Source organism: Microbacterium sp. ZXX196 (assembly GCF_009709595.1).
Lineage (GTDB): Bacteria > Actinomycetota > Actinomycetes > Actinomycetales > Microbacteriaceae > Microbacterium > Microbacterium excoecariae.
Genome location: NZ_WMEE01000014.1, coordinates 24,748 through 39,444, shown reverse-complemented (window position 1 = coordinate 39,444; position 14,697 = coordinate 24,748). Strand labels below are relative to the sequence as shown.

Here is a 14,697-nt window from a genome sequence, read left to right as displayed (position 1 = left end):
GGCGGGAGACCGCGGGGACGACGAGGGACCCCGACGACGCGTCGGGGCCCCTCGTCGTGTGCGTCAGGCGCCGCGGAGGCGCTCGGCCAGGTAGCCGTAGAGGCCATCGAGCGAGACGCGCTCCTGGCCCATCGTGTCGCGGTCGCGCACCGTCACGGCGTCGTCCTCGAGGCTGTCGAAGTCGATCGTGACGCACAGCGGCGTGCCGATCTCGTCTTGGCGGCGGTAGCGGCGCCCGATCGCGCCGGCGTCGTCGAAGTCGACGTTCCAGGATCCGCGCAGGTCGTCCGCGACCTTCCGCGCGAGCGGCGAGAGCTTCTCGTTGCGGCTCAGCGGGAGCACGGCGACCTTGGTCGGCGCGAGGCGCGGGTCGAGCTTCAGGACGGTGCGGGTGTCGGTGCCGCCCTTCGCGTTCGGCACCTCCTCCTCGGTGTACGCGTCGACGAGGAACGCCATCATCGAGCGCGTCAGGCCGAAGGACGGCTCGATCACGTAGGGCACGTACTTTTCGCCCGAGGCCTGGTCGAAGAAGTGCAGGTTCGCGCCCGACTTCTCGATGTGGTTCGTCAGGTCGAAGTCGGTGCGGTTGGCGATGCCCATGAGCTCGCCCCAGCCCTTGCCGGCGAAGCCGAAGTTGTACTCGACGTCGATCGTGCGGTCGGAGTAGTGCGCGCGCTCGCCGTCCGGAACGTCGAAGCGGCGCATGTTCTCGGGGTCGACGCCGAGGTCGACGAACCAGTTCCAGCAGGCCTCGACCCAGCTGTCGAACCACGCCGGGGCCTCGTCGGGCGCGACGAAGAACTCGATCTCCATCTGTTCGAACTCGCGCGTGCGGAAGATGAAGTTTCCGGGCGTGATCTCGTTGCGGAACGCCTTGCCCACCTGGCCGATGCCGAACGGCGGCTTCTTGCGCGCGGCCGTGACGACGTTGGCGAAGTTCACGAAGATGCCCTGCGCCGTCTCGGGGCGCAGGTAGTGCAGGCCCGACTCGTCATCGACGACGCCGAGGTAGGTCTTCACGAGGCCCGAGAACGACTTGGGCTCGGTCCACTTGCCGCGGGTGCCGCAGTCGGGGCAGACGATGTCGGCCATCCCGCCCTCGGGCTCGCGGCCCTTCTTCGCGACGAAGGCCTCGATCAGGTGGTCCTCGCGGTGGCGCTTGTGGCACTGCAGGCACTCGACGAGCGGATCCGTGAAGGTCGCCACGTGGCCCGACGCCTCCCACACCTTGCTCGGCAGGATGATGGAGCTGTCGAGACCCACCATGTCGCCGCGGCCGCGGACGAAGGTCTGCCACCACTGGCGGCGGATGTTCTCCTTCAGCTCCGTGCCGAGGGGGCCGTAGTCCCACGCCGACCGCGACCCGCCGTAGATCTCACCCGCTTGGAACACGAACCCGCGGTGGCGGGCGAGGGCGATGACTTTGTCGAGGCGAGACTGCTCGGCCACGGTGGCTCCAATGGTCGTTTCGGGGATGTGCGGGCGCGTCCGAGAGCCGGCACGCCGATGCCCCAATCCTAGCCGTGGGGACGGCGCCCGGTTCCAGGCCGCCGGTCAGCCGGCCGCGCGGTATCCGGCGCCCACGTGATCGTCCGCGAGGTGCGGCCCGCGCCCGCCGATCCGCTCGCGCAACGTCAGCCCCTCGCGGTCGTCGTCGAGGAGCCCCCGGCGGCGCAACTCGGGCGAGACAAGGCGCGCGAAGCGCTCGAGGTCGGCCGGGCGCACGGCGGCGCACACGTTGAAGCCGTCGACGCCGGCCTCCCGGACCCACCGCTCGAGCTCGTCCGCGACCGTCTCGGGGGATCCGACGATCACGGGCCCGCGGCCCCCGATCGCGACGAACTCGGCGAGGTCTCGCACGGTCCAGGTCTTCCCGTCCGCCAGCGTCGTGAACGACGCGAGCGCCGACTGGCTGGCCTCCGTGACGACGTCGACCAGCTCCTGGTCCGGGTCGAGGCCCGCGAAGTCCACGCCGGTCCAACCGCTGAAGAGCGTCAGCGCGGCATCGGTGTCGACGAACGCGCGATACTCCTCGAGCCGCGCCTCGGCCGCGGCGTCCGTCTCGTCGACGATCACGGTCGCGAGCGAGAAGACCTTGATCGCGTCGCGCGGGCGCCCGGCCGCCTCGAGCCCGTCCCGGACGCCGTCGACCCACCGCCGCACGAGCTGCGGCGTGCCGCCCGAGAAGAAGATCGCCTCTGCGTGATCGACAGCGAACTGCTGGCCGCGCTTCGACGCCCCCGCCTGGAACAGAAAGGGTGTGCGCTGCGGCCCGGGCGCCGCGAGCGCCGCCCCCGGCACGCGGAAGTGCTCTCCGTCGTGCGCGATCTCGCGCACGCGGGCCGGATCCACGAATACGTTTGCCGCGCGATCCGCCACGACGGCTCCGGGGGCGAAGGAACCCTCGAACAGCTCGTACATGACGTCCATGTACTCGTCGGCGCGGTCGTACCGCTCCGCGTGCGGGACCTGCGCGTCGCGCCCCAGGATGTTGCGCGCCGCCGAGTCCTGGTAGCTCGTGACGATGTTCCACGCGACGCGGCCGTTCGTGAAGTGATCCAGCGTCGTGAGGGTGCGGGCGAGCAGGTACGGGTGCTCGTACGTGACCGACGCCGTGACGCCGAAGCCCAACCGCTCGGTGACGGCGGCCATCGCGGGCACCGCGACGAGCGGATCCAGCAGCGGGAACTGCACGCCGTGGCGCGCCGCCGCGTCGCCGTTCCCGCCGTACACGTCGTAGACCCCCACGATGTCGGCGAGGAAGAGCGAGGCGAACCCGCCGTCCTCCAGCGTCCTCGCCAGGTCGGTCCAGTACCCGAGTCGCGTGTACTCCTCCGCGCGCGACTCGGGGTGGCGCCAGAGCCCCGGCGACTGGTGCACGGGGGTGATCATGTCGAAGGCGTTCAGGAGGATGCGGGGGCTCGTCATGGCGGGGTCCTTCGTCAGTCTCAGGCGCGGCGCGCGGCGCGCAGGGCGGATCCGCGCGGATCCTTCGCGAGCAGGGTGGCGGTCAGCGACAGGGCGCTGATGGCGGTGAGGTAGGCGCAGATGAGCCAGGGCGTGTTCCCGCCCCACGCGAACAGCAGCGCCGCGACGAGCGGCATGATGCCGCCGCCGATGACGGACCCGAGCTGGTAGCCGAGGGTCACGCCCGAATAGCGCACCTCGACGGGGAACTGCTCCGCGAACCAGGCGGCCTGGGGGCCGTACACGGCGTCGTGGGCGACGTTCATCCCGAAGATGACGACGATCGGCAGCAGCGCGAGGGATCCGTAGGTGAGCACCGCGAAGAACACCCACCCGAAGACGGCGATCGCGAGGAACCCGAAGGCGGTGGGCGGCTTGCGCCCGACGCGGTCCGAGACCCACCCCCACACGGGCCCCGTGAGAAGGCCCACGGCCGAGGCGATCATGACGGCCGTCACGCCCGCCTCGCTGTCGCCCCGCGTGGCCTGCAGGTAGCTCAGCATGTACACCGTGATGAGGAAGTAGACGCTGTTCTGCGCGACCCGCTGGGCGATCGTCACGAGAAGCGGGCGCCAGTGGTGCACGAGGATCTCGCGCACCGGCTGCGCCGCCGTGCGGCCCGCGGCCTTGAGCTCGCGGAACTCCTGCCCGTCGACGACCCCGAGCCGCACCCACAGGCCGAGCGCGACGAGGAGGGCCGAGGCGAGGAACGGGATCCGCCAGCCGTACGCGAGGAACTGCTCGTTCGTCGTCAGCGCCTGCACGATCACGAAGGCGCCCGTGGCGAGGAGCATGCCGGCGGCCGACCCCACCTGGGTGAACGAACCGAACAGCCCGCGGCGCGCGTCCGGCGCGTGCTCGACGGACAGAAGGGCGGATCCGCCCCACTCGGCGCCCGCTGCGAAGCCCTGCACGAGCCGGAGCGCCACGAGCGCGGCCGGCGCGAGCCCGCCGATCGCGGCGTACGTCGGCAGGAGACCGATGAGCGTGGAGGCGACGCCCATGAGCACGAGCGAGGCGACGAGCAGCGCCTTGCGCCCCACCCGGTCGCCGAGGTGGCCCGCGACGATGCCGCCCACGGGGCGCGCGAGGAAGCCGACCGCGAGCGATGCGAACGAGGCCACGGTGCTCGCGAACGCGCTCTCGGTCGGGAAGAACTGGGCGTTGAAGACGAGCGCGGCCGCCGTGCCGTAGAGGTAGAAGTCGTACCACTCGACGGTTGTCCCGGCGAAGGCCGAGACGAGCACGCGGCGGCGCATGCGCGCCGTCCCCGCGGGGGCGGCGGGGACGGGGGCCGTGAGCGTCATCGCTTCTCCTTCGCGGCGCGGGCGTCGCCGATCGCGTTGAGACCCTCGGGCAGCACGCCGTTGATCCAGTAGTCGCCGATCGCTCGCGCCCGGAACGCGATGGGGTTGTGGGTCGCGACCGTCTGCGCGTTGCGCCAGTGGCGGTCGAGGCCCTTGGCCACGGAGGTCGCGGAGGCGCCGACCGTGAGGAACAGGTCCTGCGCGGCGCCGAGCGCCAGCTCGGGCACGGTGACCTGCGCGTGTTCCACCGCGATCTCGGACGCGTGCACCTCGCGCGGCGTCTCCTCGGCCGAGGCCGGCCGACCCGCGGCGAGCGCGGCGGCCACGCCCTCGTCGAGCACCCGCGCGGTCTGGGCGACGATCGCCTCCGCGCTGTAGGCCTTCGCGGCGATCCGCCCGACGGCCTCCTGAATGAGCGGATCCTCCCGGAACGGCATCCCGAGCCCCGTGTTGAAGGTGCGCGCCCGGCCCGCCACGAGCGCGGCCGCGTCGCGGCGCGCGGCGCGGGCGATGCCGGCGAGGACCGCGAGGAGGATGAGCTGGAAGTAGGCGGCCTCGTGGGTCGCGTCCGCCGAGCGCGGCACGCGATCCAGCAGGCCGTCCTCCTCGACCGCGACGCCCGAGAACACCGTCGTCCCCGTGCCGGTGAGCTTCTGCCCGAACCCGTCCCAGTCGTCCCGGATCTCCACCCCGTCCGCGTCGGTCGCGACGACAGCGAACCGCCGCCCGTCGCCGCCGTCGACGGCGGCGGACACGCGGGTGTAGTCGGCGAAGATCGTGCCGGTGGAGTAGAACTTCGTTCCGGTGAGGCGCGGCCCGTCGGGCCCGGCCGTGACGACGGTCTGGAGTGTGCCCAGGCGGTTCCCGCCCTTCTCGGTCGACGCGTTCCCCACCGTCGCGCCGGCGAGGATCCGCTCGTACCAGCGCGTCCGCACCCGCTCGGGCTGGAAGATCAGGGAATCGACGAACCCCAGGTGCGAGCGGTACTGGTGCGCGACGTTCGAGTCGGCCTCCGCCAGCTCGACGAGAAGCCGCGTCGTCGTCTCGATGCTCGCGCCCGGACCGCCGTGCGAGTGCGGCACGCGCAGGGTTCCCCACCCGGCCTCGTCGAGCGCGCGGATCTCCTCGAACGGCAGGCGCCGCTCCCGCTCGCGCTCGAGGGCGCCCTCGGCGATCCGCTCGAAGATCGGGGCGAAGTGCGCGTGGAGCGACGGGTAGTCGCTCGGCAACGTGGGGCGGCGGGCGGTGGCCGGGGCCGGCAGTGACGTCGTCATCGTGGTCCTTCCTCGCGAGGCGCGGATCCGCCCATCCTGGCGCGCCCCCTCCGGCCCCCGCGGCCCGCGGCGCAACGCTCCGCAATGCTCCGCAATGCTCCGCAACGCGGCGTCATGCGCCGTCGCGGGGCGTCACACGCCGTGGCGCGGCCGCGGGAACGGGTGTAGCGGCCCCGACGCACAGCAGACCGATAGCATCGAGCGGTGAGCGACGATTCCGGAGACAGACCCACCCACGCCCCTCGCTCACCCGGCTGGGCGATCGTCGCCGCCCTCGCGTTCGCCGGCCTCAGCTCGGCCTTCATGTTCACACTCGTCGTGCCGCTGCAGTCCGAGCTGCCGCACCTGCTCGACGCCTCCCGCGAGGACACCACGTGGGTCGTGACCATCACGCTGCTCGTGGCGGCAGTCGCGACGCCCATCTCCGGGCGCCTCGGCGACATGTACGGCAAGCGCCGCGTGATCCTCTACCTCCTCATCGCGCTCATGATCGGATCCCTCGTCGCGGCGCTCTCGCAGGACATCGTGGGCGTCATCATCGGGCGCGGCCTGCAGGGCATCACGACCGGCGTCATCCCCCTCGGCATCGCGATCATGCGCGACGTGCTGCCGCCCGCGCGTCTCGGCACGGCGGTCGCGTTCATGAGCGCCACGATGGGCGTGGGCGGCGCCGTCGGCATGCCGGCCGCGGCATACATCGCCGAGAACTACGACTGGCACGCGCTCTTCTGGGCGTCGCTCGCGCTCGGGATCGTGGGCTTCGTCGCGATCCGCCTCATCGTTCCGGAGGACACGCTGTTGTCCCCCGGCCGCCTCGACCTCCTCGGTGCGCTCGGCCTCGCGGTGGGGCTCGCGGGCCTGCTCCTCTTCGTCTCGCGCGGCGCGGACTGGGGGTGGGGATCCCCCCTCGCGCTCGGATCCGTCACGATCGGCGTCGTCGCCCTCATCGCGTGGGGGGCGTATCAGCTGCGCACGCGCGAGCCGCTCGTCGACCTGCGCGTCGCCGCCCGGCCCGCGGTCCTCCTGACGAACCTCGCGGCGATCGGCATGGGTTTCGCGCTGTTCGGATCCAACGTGTCCTTCCCGCAGCTGCTTGAGCTGCCGGAGGCGACGGGCATCGGGTTCGGGCTCACGATGATGGAGGCGGCCCTGTGCATCATGCCGTCGGGCCTGATCATGATGCTGCTCTCGCCCCTGTCGGGCCAGCTCGAGCGCGCGTTCGGGCCGCGGCCGCTGTTCACGATCGGCTGCGCGTCCATCGTCGTGGCCTACGTCTTCGTGCTCCTGCTCTCGAGCGAGGTGTGGCACATCGTCGTCGCGAACTGCATCATCGGCGTCGGGATCGCGTTCAGCTTCGCGGCCATGCCGATGATCATCATGCGCGCGGTCCCCGCCGACGAGACCGGCGTGTCCAACGGCCTGAACGCGCTGTTCCGCTCGGTCGGCACCTCGAGCGCCTCCGCCGTGATGGGCGGGGTCCTCGCCGCGATGGCCGTCGAAGTCGACGGCGTCGGCATGCCGACGGCCGAGGCGTTCCAGACGTGCTTCTGGATCGCGATCGCGGCCGCCATCGTCGCGACGGCGCTAACGTTCTTCATCCCGCGCGCCGCGTCGGACGCCGCGCGCGGGTGAGGGATCAGGCCTCGACGAACAGGTAGCCGCGCTCCGTGTCGAAGCCCGCGATCGCGAGGCCGCGGCCCGTGAGGACGGCCATCTCGCGGCGCAGTCGCATGCGCCACTCGTGCGCCTCGGGCGGCGCCTCCTCGCGCATGCGCTCAACGTCGGCGGGGATCGCGACCGTCGCGACGACGGCGGACGCCTCGGGCGCCTTCGCGACCTCGGCGAGCGACCACTTCACGTCCAGCCGGTCGCTCTCGTCGCCCGCGTCGCCGCCGCCGAAGATGCCGTACTGGTTCACGGCGTACCCCGTCACGCGCGCGCCCAGCACAGTGAGGAAGAAGTGCGCGTTGCGCGCCACGAGCGGATCGAACGTCCAGGTCACGTGGCCGACGCCGTGCGCGAGCGCCCACTGGCGCTGGTGCTCCTTGAGCTCGCGGCCCCAGCCTCGGCCCCGGAACTCCGGCAGGAGGGCCGTGATGTGCGAGTGCATCGATCGCGAGGCGGGTGCGCCGAAGAAGGCGACCGACGCGCCCACCATGCGGCCCTCGTCGAACAGGCCCACGGCGTAGTTGCCGGCCTGCTGCAGCGCGCGCAGGGTGCCGGCGTCGACGACGCGCTCGGGACCGCGGATCGCGTCGAGCACCCCCTGCGCCTCGAGGATGAGTTCGACAGTGTCCAGGTCGCGGATCTCACGCATGCCCCCCAGCGTATGCCCCCGGGGCGCGCCCCGCCCGAGCGCCCCACCCTCCCCCTTTCGTAGACTCGGGCCACGGCGGGAGGAGGCCGGTCGGTGACGAGTCGCACGTGGTTCGCGTACGCGCGCCTCGCCGCCGCCGCGCTGTGCGGCACGGCCCTCGTCCACCGGCTGTTCTGGGGGCTCGGCTCGCAGACCATCGCGGGCCAGAACTTCTTCGCCTACCTGACGATCCAGTCGAACGTCGCCTTCCTCGCCCTCGCGGCGACGGGCGGGATCATCGCGCTCCGCCGCGAGACGGATCCAGGCTGGCTCACGGACCTGCGCACGACGGTCCTCAGCTGGACCATCACGGCGGGGCTCGTCTTCGGCCTGCTCGTGTGGCAGGCGGGCGCGCGCGGGATCCCCATGACGGTGCCCTGGTCCGATCACGTGCTCCACTTCGTCCTGCCCGTGCTCTCCCTGATCGCGTGGATCCTCGGCCCGGGCGGGGGCGTGGCGCACTGGCGTCTCATTGCGTACGTGCTCGCCTTCCCGGTCGTGTGGGGGATTTTCACGCTCTGGCGCGGCGCGCAGATCGGCTGGTACCCGTACTACTTCCTCGACCTGCGCCAGGTCAGCGGCATCGGGGAGTTCGTTGCGACGTGCGCGTTCGCGCTCGGGGTGTTCGCGGGCGTCGCGAGCGGGCTGATCGCGCTCAGCCGGTGGCGCCGCGGCGCCGGACCCTGACCCCCCGCGCGCATGGGGACTTCTCCCCATCGCGACCGCGCGCGTCTGGCCCTAGCGTGTGTGGTGGGCGGTCCGGCCGGGCCGACGACACACGAGAAGGTGGGGGTGGATACCGATGAGCGATTTCGGTGCAACCTATGACGAGATGGAGTCGACGGCCACGAAGCTGGACGACGGCAAGGAGTCGATCGACACGCTGCTGGACGAGCTGCAGGGCCATGTCGACGACCTCGTCGAGGACGGGTTCAAGACGGAGAAGGCGTCAGGCAAGTTCCGCGACGGCTACGAGGATCTCACGAACGGCATGAAGGATGCCGCGGACGGGGTGTCCGAGATGGCCACGGCGCTGCGCGACATGGCGCAGGCGGTCCGCGACCTCGACGACCAGCTCGCCGGCGGCTGAACCGCCGCACGCGAGAACCGCGAGAGGGGAGCCGGGCACGCGCCCGGCTCCCCTCTCGCGTCGAGGCCTCAGGCCCCGACGAACGGCGCGAGCGACTCGGCCGCGAGCGTGAGGAGCTCGTCGTCGCCGAGGTCCGCGACCGCCCGCGCGGCGGGCCCGCCGACGATGCCGACGAGGATCGGCTCGCCCGTCGCGGGCATCAGGTTGACCCACGAGCGAATCGTCCGGTCCACAGCCGCCTCGGCCCCCGGCGTCGGGGTCGGCGTGGGAGACGCGGTCTCCTCCGGGGTGAGCGGCCCCACGACATGCCAGAGGCCCGCCTCCGTCTCCCAGAACGGCTCGTCGAAGCGGAGCCAGACGACCTCGATCGCGCCCATCTCGAGCGCGGAGATAGCGCCGCGATGGGCGAACGGCAGGGGCGGATCGAAGGCGATCGCGTCGGTCTGCAGCACCCCGATCGGCACCGTGACAACGACGCGGTCAAAAGTGAGGGCCTCGCCCGTCGCCAGGCGCAGGCTCACCCCCGTGTCGTCGTAGATGACGCCGGACACGGGGGTCGAGTAGGTGACCGTAAGCCCGTCCAGCGGATCCGAGACGACCGCCGACACGTCCGCCGTCGCGGCTTCGAACTCCCCGCCCGGGAGCTCGGGCGCGAACCACGTCGACGCCGTCTCGGGGTCGATGCCCGTGAGCGCCGAGAGCCACGCGAGGTAGGCGCCCAGCGCGTCCGAGTCCGGCACGCCGGTCTCCGCGATCGCGTCGGCGAGCGCGACGTCGGTCGGCGCGCCCGACGCCTCCGCGATGGCCTCCGCGACGACCGTGCCGTCGGAGAACGTCTCCTCGCCCGCGGCGCCGCGGGCCGCGGACGCCGCGACGGTCGCGAACGTCGCGCCGCCGAGGGCCATCTCGGTCGTCACGCCCGCGTCTTCGGCGCCGAACAACCAGGCGCCGCGCTGCGGCGGCACGGGCCAGTCCTCGTCCGCGGCCGTGGAAAGCCGCCCGCCCGCGGCGTGGCGCGCTTCGATCACCGTGACGTCATAGCCGGCGTCGGCGAGGGTGCGCGCGGCGGTCGCGCCGGCGATCCCCGCCCCGATGACCGCGACGCGCTCGTCGGTCGTCGCGAACGCGCTCAGATCGATCGCGACGCGCTCGCCCGAGGCCCGCGCGCCGGCCACGGTGCCCGGGCGGTCCGGATCCGTCGCGTCGCCCGCGAAGAACACCCGCTCCGCGACCGGCTCCGCGAGCGTGCGGAGGTCGGCGTCGGTCGCCCCGACGGGGCGCGTGACGCGCGAGCCCCAAGCGAACGGATCCGTCGCCCACTGCGAACGCACGAACGCGGCGGCCGCCGGGACCTCGCCCACGGGCGTCGGCGTCGCGCTCGGGGTGGCACTCGCGGAGGGATCCGGATCCGTCGTGCGCGGCGTGCAGGACGCGAGCAGCACGGCGAGGGCGCCCGCCCCGGCGCCCCGCAACAGCGTGCGGCGCGTGAACCTCATGCGCGCCAGACTACCCGCGACGCGGGCCTCGGCGCCTCAGCCCGCGAGGCGTCGGAACCGATCGGCCGCGCGGTTGCGGCGGCTCGACGCGCCCCCGCCGTGCACGCGCCCGACCGCGAGAATCGCGCGGGCCAGCACCTCGTCCGGCTGCGTCTTGCGCGCCTGGTCGTCGGCGAGCATCTCCACGAGCGCCTCGACCTCGCTCTCGGCGCGCGCGGCCATGGGGAACCAGGGCAGCGCGCCCCGCCAGGCCTGGAACGACACGCGCAGCACCTCGTGGCGCTGCTCGACGTGGGCCCGCTCGTGGGCGACCACGGCGGCGAGCTCATCGTCGTCGAGCGCCTCGAAGAGGCCGCGGGACAGCACCGTGACGGATCCGACGCCCCGCGGCAGGCAGTAGGCGACCGGCGCCTGGTCGTCGAGGACGAGCGTGCGCTTGCGGTCGGGGTCGGGCTGGCTGAGCAGCAGGAGCAGTTGCAGGTGGCGGCGGCGCTGCCGCTCGAACACGACGACGGTGACGACGAGGTGTCCCACGAGGTACGCGGCGAGCGCCGCAGCGGGGATCCCCGCGATCCACGGGTGGCGCGGGAAGAACGCGGTGCCGATGAGCCACAGCGCGCCGACCATGCTGAGCCCCCCGGCCAGCGCAATCGCCTGCCACAGCAGGAGGGCGCGCACGGGGGCGCGCGCCGGCCAGGCGGCGCGCGAGAGCACGATCGGCGCGGGCCACGCGAGGATCACGGCGACGACCGTGAGGGCGAGGCCCGCCGCGAGCGCGCCGAACGACATGGATCCAGCCTAGGCGCGCGCCGGTCGCGGGGTTACGAGGCGCGGGCGAGGAGGTCGCGCAGGTAGGCCGCCTCCTCGGCGGACACGCCGCCGACGAACCGGGCGAGAACGGCCGTGCGGTCGCCGGCGTCGCCGAGGACCTCGTGCATGAGCTCGGCCTGGTGCTCGGCCCGCGAGCCGACGGCGCGGTAGCGGTGCGGGCGCACCGACTTGTCGGGGGCGACAAAGCCCTTCTTCTCCAAGCGCGAAAGCACCGTGAGGACCGTGGTCGCGGCCATGTCGCGGCCGCGGTCGGCGTCGATCGCGTCCTTGATGTCGTACGCGGTGAGCGCCTCGTCGGCGTCCCACAGCACGTCCATGACGCCGCGCTCCAGGTCTCCCAGCGTGCCCACGGCACCCCCCTCTGAGTCGTCGGACCCGCGTCCCGCCATCCGCAAAAGCGGGCGTCAGCGGTCCTTTCCGCGGGTCTCGCGCGGCGCGTATGCGCGGGCGACACCCCCTGGTGCGGGCGATGAAGTCCCCCTATTCTACCGCTCGTCGAGAAAAATCTACGACGCGTCGAAAAACTTCTACATTCTATCGAAATTGCTTCTACACTCTGTAGAAGCGGTCAGCCTCATCGCCCGCCCCGCCGCCGGAGACCCGGCCCCCCGACACACGAAGGAGCCCGCGTGGACGTTCTCGATATCGCCCGCTGGCAGTTCGGCATCACCACCGTCTACCACTTCCTCCTGGTCCCGCTCACGCTGGGGCTCGGCATGAGCGTCGCGATCCTGCAGAGCGCGTGGGTCCGCACGGGGAACGAGAAGTTCCTGCGCGCCACCAAGTTCTGGGGGAAGCTCTACCTCATCAACTTCATCCTCGGCGTGGCCACCGGCCTGGTCCAGGAGTTCCAGTTCGGCATGGCCTGGAGCGAGTACTCGCGGTTCGTCGGCGACGTCTTCGGCGCCCCGCTCGCGCTCGAGGGCCTGCTCGCCTTCTTCGCCGAGTCGACCTTCCTCGGCGTCTGGATCTTCGGGTGGGGCCGGCTGCGCAAGGGGATCCACCTCATGGCGCTCTGGCTCGCCGTGGCCGGATCCTGGGTGTCCGCATACTTCATCATCGTCGCGAACTCGTGGATGCAGCACCCCGTCGGCGTCGAGCTCGGTGACGACGGCCGGCCCGTCATGACGGACATCTGGGCCGTGCTGACGAACAACACCGCGATCGCCGCCTTCACCCACACGATCTTCGGCGCGCTCGTCGTGGCCGGGATGTTCCTCCTCGGGATCTCCTGGTACCACCTGTGGCGCCGCCGCCACGACGGCATCGACACGGTCGACGAGGCGGGCCGCGTCATCGTCGGCGAGGGCGCCGCGCCCGGCCGCGATCGCACCGACCACGGCGTCTGGATCTGGTCGCTCCGCTTCGGCGCGGTCGTCGCGGTCCTCGGCTTCCTCGGCACGGTCGTCACGGGCGACGTGCAGGGCAAGCTCATGTACGAGCAGCAGCCGATGAAGATGGCCGCCGCCGAGGCCGCGTGCCACACGGGCGGATCCTTTTCGGTCCTTTCGCTCGGCGACCCCGGCGGGGACTGCGACGACGTCATCACCCTCATCGAGGTGCCCGGCATCCTCGGCTTCCTCGGCACGGGGGAATGGGGCGCGGACATGCCGGGCATTACCGACCTCGAGCCCGAGTACGTCGACCAGTACGGCGCGACCATCCCCGACGAGGAGATCTACGGCGACCGGGCCGGCAGCGAGGTCGACTACGTGCCCGTGATGTGGATCACGTACTGGGGCTTCCGCCTCATGATCGGCCTCGGCGGCATCGTCGCGGGCGCCGCGGTCATCGCCCTGTGGCTCACGCGCCGCGGCACCGTGCCGCGCTCGCCCTGGATCATGCGCCTCGCGATCCTCGGCATCATCGCGCCGTTCGCCGCGAACATCGCGGGCTGGATCTTCACCGAGATGGGACGCCAGCCGTTCGTCGTGGCGCCGAACCCGGATCCGTCCGGCATCGACGGGGTCTTCATGTTCACGGCGGCCGCGGTCTCGCCCGGCGTCACGGTCGGGGAGCTGCTCTTCTCCGTGATCTCGCTCACCGCCGTGTACGGGGTGCTCCTCGTCGTCGAGCTGTTCCTGCTCGTGCGGTACGTCCGCGGCGGTGTCGCGGCCGCGATGCCCGAGCTCACCCCCCACGAGGATCCGGACGATCCCGGATCCGGTTCCCACCCCCGCCCCGGCGGCGACGTGCTCGCTTTCGCGTACTGACCCGGCTGACAAGGAGACATGCTCATGGACGTTCTTCCCGTCGTCTGGTTCGTCGCCATCGCGGTGCTCTGGGTCGGCTTCCTCGTGCTCGAGGGCTTCGATCTCGGCGTCGGCATGCACCTGCTCTTCTCCACGAAGGACGAGAAGGAGCGCCGCACGATGCTCAACACGATCGGCCCCGTGTGGGACGGCAACGAGGTGTGGCTCATCACGGCCGGCGCCGCGATCTTCGCGGCGTTCCCGCTCTGGTACGCCGCGCTGTTCTCGGCGCTCTACGTACCGCTGACGATCACCCTCATCGCGCTGATCCTGCGCGCCGTGTCGATCGAGTACCGGGGCAAGGTGCACACCGAGAAGTGGGCGCGGTTCTGGACCTGGACCCTCGGGCTCGGATCCCTCGTCACGGCGTTCTGCATCGGGGCTGCCCTCGCCATCACCTCGACGGGCCTCCCGATCGACGCGAACGGCGATCGCGTGGGGCACCCGTTCGTGTGGCTCACCGTCCCGGCCATCCTCGGCGGGCTCGGCGTCGTGGGCTTCGCGCTCGTGCACGGATCCACGTTCCTCGCACTCAAGACCGAGGGCGCCATCCGGGACCGAGCCGCGCGCTTCGGCGGCACCTGGGCGCCGCTCCTGCTCCTCCCGGCCGCGGGATGGGCGCTCTGGGTGCAGTTCCTCCACGGCGGCACGATCTGGTCGTGGGCCCTCGTCGTCCTCGCGGTCGCGGGCGCCGCGTTCGGGTGGGCCTCCGCCCGCGCGCGCCGCGAGAAGCGCGCCTTCGCCGGCTACAGCGCGTTCATCGTCGCGGGCGCGGGCTCCATCTTCGCGGGCATGTTCCCCTACGTCCTGCCGTCGACGCTCGACGAGGCGTTCGGGCTCACCGCGTTCACCGCGTCGAGCGGCGACTACACGCTCACCGTCATGACCATCGTCGCTGCGATCGGACTGCCGATCATCATCGGCTACCAGGCGTGGTCCTACTGGGTGTTCCGCCAGCGCCTGACTCCGGGCATGATCCCCGAGGCGCACATCGTGCTCCCCGCGATCCTGCGCGCGAAGTAGCCCCGGGTGCGGGCGCGGGCGGATCCGTGGATCCCGCCCGCGCCCGCTCGCATATCGGCACGGCGTGAGTGCGTCGTCCAGACCCATCCGGTAGGCATGGA

The 14,697-nt window shown here is 72.0% G+C and carries 13 protein-coding genes; 5 read left to right on the top strand and 8 right to left on the bottom strand.

Annotation, left to right across the window (positions count from 1 at the left end):
- Positions 1 to 63: 63 nt before the first annotated feature.
- The 4 genes from GJQ66_RS10740 to GJQ66_RS10725 form a co-directional block, all read right to left on the bottom strand.
- Positions 64 to 1,449 carry a glycine--tRNA ligase gene (locus GJQ66_RS10740; protein WP_368732888.1) on the bottom strand — a complete coding sequence of 462 codons (1,386 nt, stop codon included), beginning with the start codon at positions 1,447 to 1,449 and terminating at the stop codon, positions 64 to 66.
- A gap of 105 nt (positions 1,450 to 1,554) precedes the next feature.
- Positions 1,555 to 2,928, bottom strand: a complete 1,374-nt coding sequence (locus GJQ66_RS10735) for an LLM class flavin-dependent oxidoreductase (protein WP_155049368.1) — start codon at positions 2,926 to 2,928, stop codon at positions 1,555 to 1,557.
- 20 nt (positions 2,929 to 2,948) lie between these two features.
- Positions 2,949 to 4,274 (bottom strand): MFS transporter, encoded by a 1,326-nt coding sequence (locus GJQ66_RS10730; RefSeq protein WP_155049367.1) that lies wholly within the window; start codon positions 4,272 to 4,274, stop codon positions 2,949 to 2,951.
- Positions 4,271 to 5,548 carry an acyl-CoA dehydrogenase family protein gene (locus GJQ66_RS10725; protein ID WP_155049366.1) on the bottom strand — a complete coding sequence of 426 codons (1,278 nt, stop codon included), beginning with the start codon at positions 5,546 to 5,548 and terminating at the stop codon, positions 4,271 to 4,273. The genes GJQ66_RS10730 and GJQ66_RS10725 overlap by 4 nt, the downstream gene beginning before the upstream one ends.
- A 204-nt stretch (positions 5,549 to 5,752) precedes the next feature.
- Between GJQ66_RS10725 and GJQ66_RS10720 the strand changes: the two genes are divergently transcribed.
- On the top strand, positions 5,753 to 7,180 hold the full coding sequence (locus GJQ66_RS10720) for an MFS transporter (RefSeq protein WP_368732887.1): 1,428 nt from the start codon (positions 5,753 to 5,755) through the stop codon (positions 7,178 to 7,180).
- Between the two features lie 4 nt (positions 7,181 to 7,184).
- Here GJQ66_RS10720 and GJQ66_RS10715 read toward each other — a convergent pair whose 3' ends face one another.
- On the bottom strand, positions 7,185 to 7,865 hold the full coding sequence (locus GJQ66_RS10715; RefSeq protein WP_155049365.1) for a GNAT family N-acetyltransferase: 681 nt from the start codon (positions 7,863 to 7,865) through the stop codon (positions 7,185 to 7,187).
- 93 nt (positions 7,866 to 7,958) lie between these two features.
- Here GJQ66_RS10715 and GJQ66_RS10710 point away from each other — a divergent pair, with 93 nt between their 5' ends.
- Both GJQ66_RS10710 and GJQ66_RS10705 read left to right on the top strand, forming a co-directional pair.
- A complete protein-coding gene (locus GJQ66_RS10710) occupies positions 7,959 to 8,591 on the top strand; it encodes a Pr6Pr family membrane protein (protein WP_155049364.1) in 633 nt (210 codons plus the stop codon).
- A gap of 115 nt (positions 8,592 to 8,706) precedes the next feature.
- Positions 8,707 to 8,994: a WXG100 family type VII secretion target gene (locus tag GJQ66_RS10705; protein ID WP_196215849.1), complete on the top strand. Its 288-nt coding sequence runs from the start codon at positions 8,707 to 8,709 to the stop codon at positions 8,992 to 8,994.
- A gap of 68 nt (positions 8,995 to 9,062) precedes the next feature.
- Here the strand turns inward: GJQ66_RS10705 and GJQ66_RS15310 are convergent, their stop codons facing one another.
- From GJQ66_RS15310 to GJQ66_RS10690, 3 genes are read right to left on the bottom strand one after another with little or no spacing between them, the layout of a single operon-like run.
- Positions 9,063 to 10,490, bottom strand: coding sequence for an FAD-dependent oxidoreductase (locus GJQ66_RS15310; RefSeq protein ID WP_155049363.1), 1,428 nt, complete (start codon positions 10,488 to 10,490; stop codon positions 9,063 to 9,065).
- Between the two features lie 36 nt (positions 10,491 to 10,526).
- Positions 10,527 to 11,279, bottom strand: a complete 753-nt coding sequence (locus GJQ66_RS10695) for a M56 family metallopeptidase (protein ID WP_155049362.1) — start codon at positions 11,277 to 11,279, stop codon at positions 10,527 to 10,529.
- Between the two features lie 32 nt (positions 11,280 to 11,311).
- Positions 11,312 to 11,671 carry a BlaI/MecI/CopY family transcriptional regulator gene (locus tag GJQ66_RS10690; RefSeq protein WP_368732886.1) on the bottom strand — a complete coding sequence of 120 codons (360 nt, stop codon included), beginning with the start codon at positions 11,669 to 11,671 and terminating at the stop codon, positions 11,312 to 11,314.
- Between the two features lie 279 nt (positions 11,672 to 11,950).
- On the opposite strand from GJQ66_RS10690, the gene GJQ66_RS10685 reads away from it, so the two are divergent.
- Both GJQ66_RS10685 and cydB read left to right on the top strand, forming a co-directional pair.
- Entirely contained in the window at positions 11,951 to 13,534 is a 1,584-nt protein-coding gene (locus GJQ66_RS10685; RefSeq protein WP_368732885.1) for a cytochrome ubiquinol oxidase subunit I, read from the top strand.
- A gap of 24 nt (positions 13,535 to 13,558) precedes the next feature.
- Complete coding sequence (cydB, locus tag GJQ66_RS10680; RefSeq protein ID WP_155049360.1) at positions 13,559 to 14,596, top strand: cytochrome d ubiquinol oxidase subunit II; 1,038 nt, start codon at positions 13,559 to 13,561, stop codon at positions 14,594 to 14,596.
- Positions 14,597 to 14,697 lie beyond the last annotated feature (101 nt).

What these genes read in the sequence shown, in the direction of transcription:
- GJQ66_RS10735 (WP_155049368.1), bottom strand. Translation starts at nt 2,928, where the DNA reads ATGACGAGCCCCCGCATCCTCCTGAACGCCTTCGACATGATCACCCCC.
- GJQ66_RS10730 (WP_155049367.1), bottom strand. Translation starts at nt 4,274, where the DNA reads ATGACGCTCACGGCCCCCGTCCCCGCCGCCCCCGCGGGGACGGCGCGC.
- GJQ66_RS10725 (WP_155049366.1), bottom strand. Translation starts at nt 5,548, where the DNA reads ATGACGACGTCACTGCCGGCCCCGGCCACCGCCCGCCGCCCCACGTTG.
- GJQ66_RS10715 (WP_155049365.1), bottom strand. Translation starts at nt 7,865, where the DNA reads ATGCGTGAGATCCGCGACCTGGACACTGTCGAACTCATCCTCGAGGCG.
- GJQ66_RS10705 (WP_196215849.1), top strand. Translation starts at nt 8,707, where the DNA reads ATGAGCGATTTCGGTGCAACCTATGACGAGATGGAGTCGACGGCCACG.
- GJQ66_RS15310 (WP_155049363.1), bottom strand. Translation starts at nt 10,490, where the DNA reads ATGAGGTTCACGCGCCGCACGCTGTTGCGGGGCGCCGGGGCGGGCGCC.
- GJQ66_RS10695 (WP_155049362.1), bottom strand. Translation starts at nt 11,279, where the DNA reads ATGTCGTTCGGCGCGCTCGCGGCGGGCCTCGCCCTCACGGTCGTCGCC.
- cydB (WP_155049360.1), top strand. Translation starts at nt 13,559, where the DNA reads ATGGACGTTCTTCCCGTCGTCTGGTTCGTCGCCATCGCGGTGCTCTGG.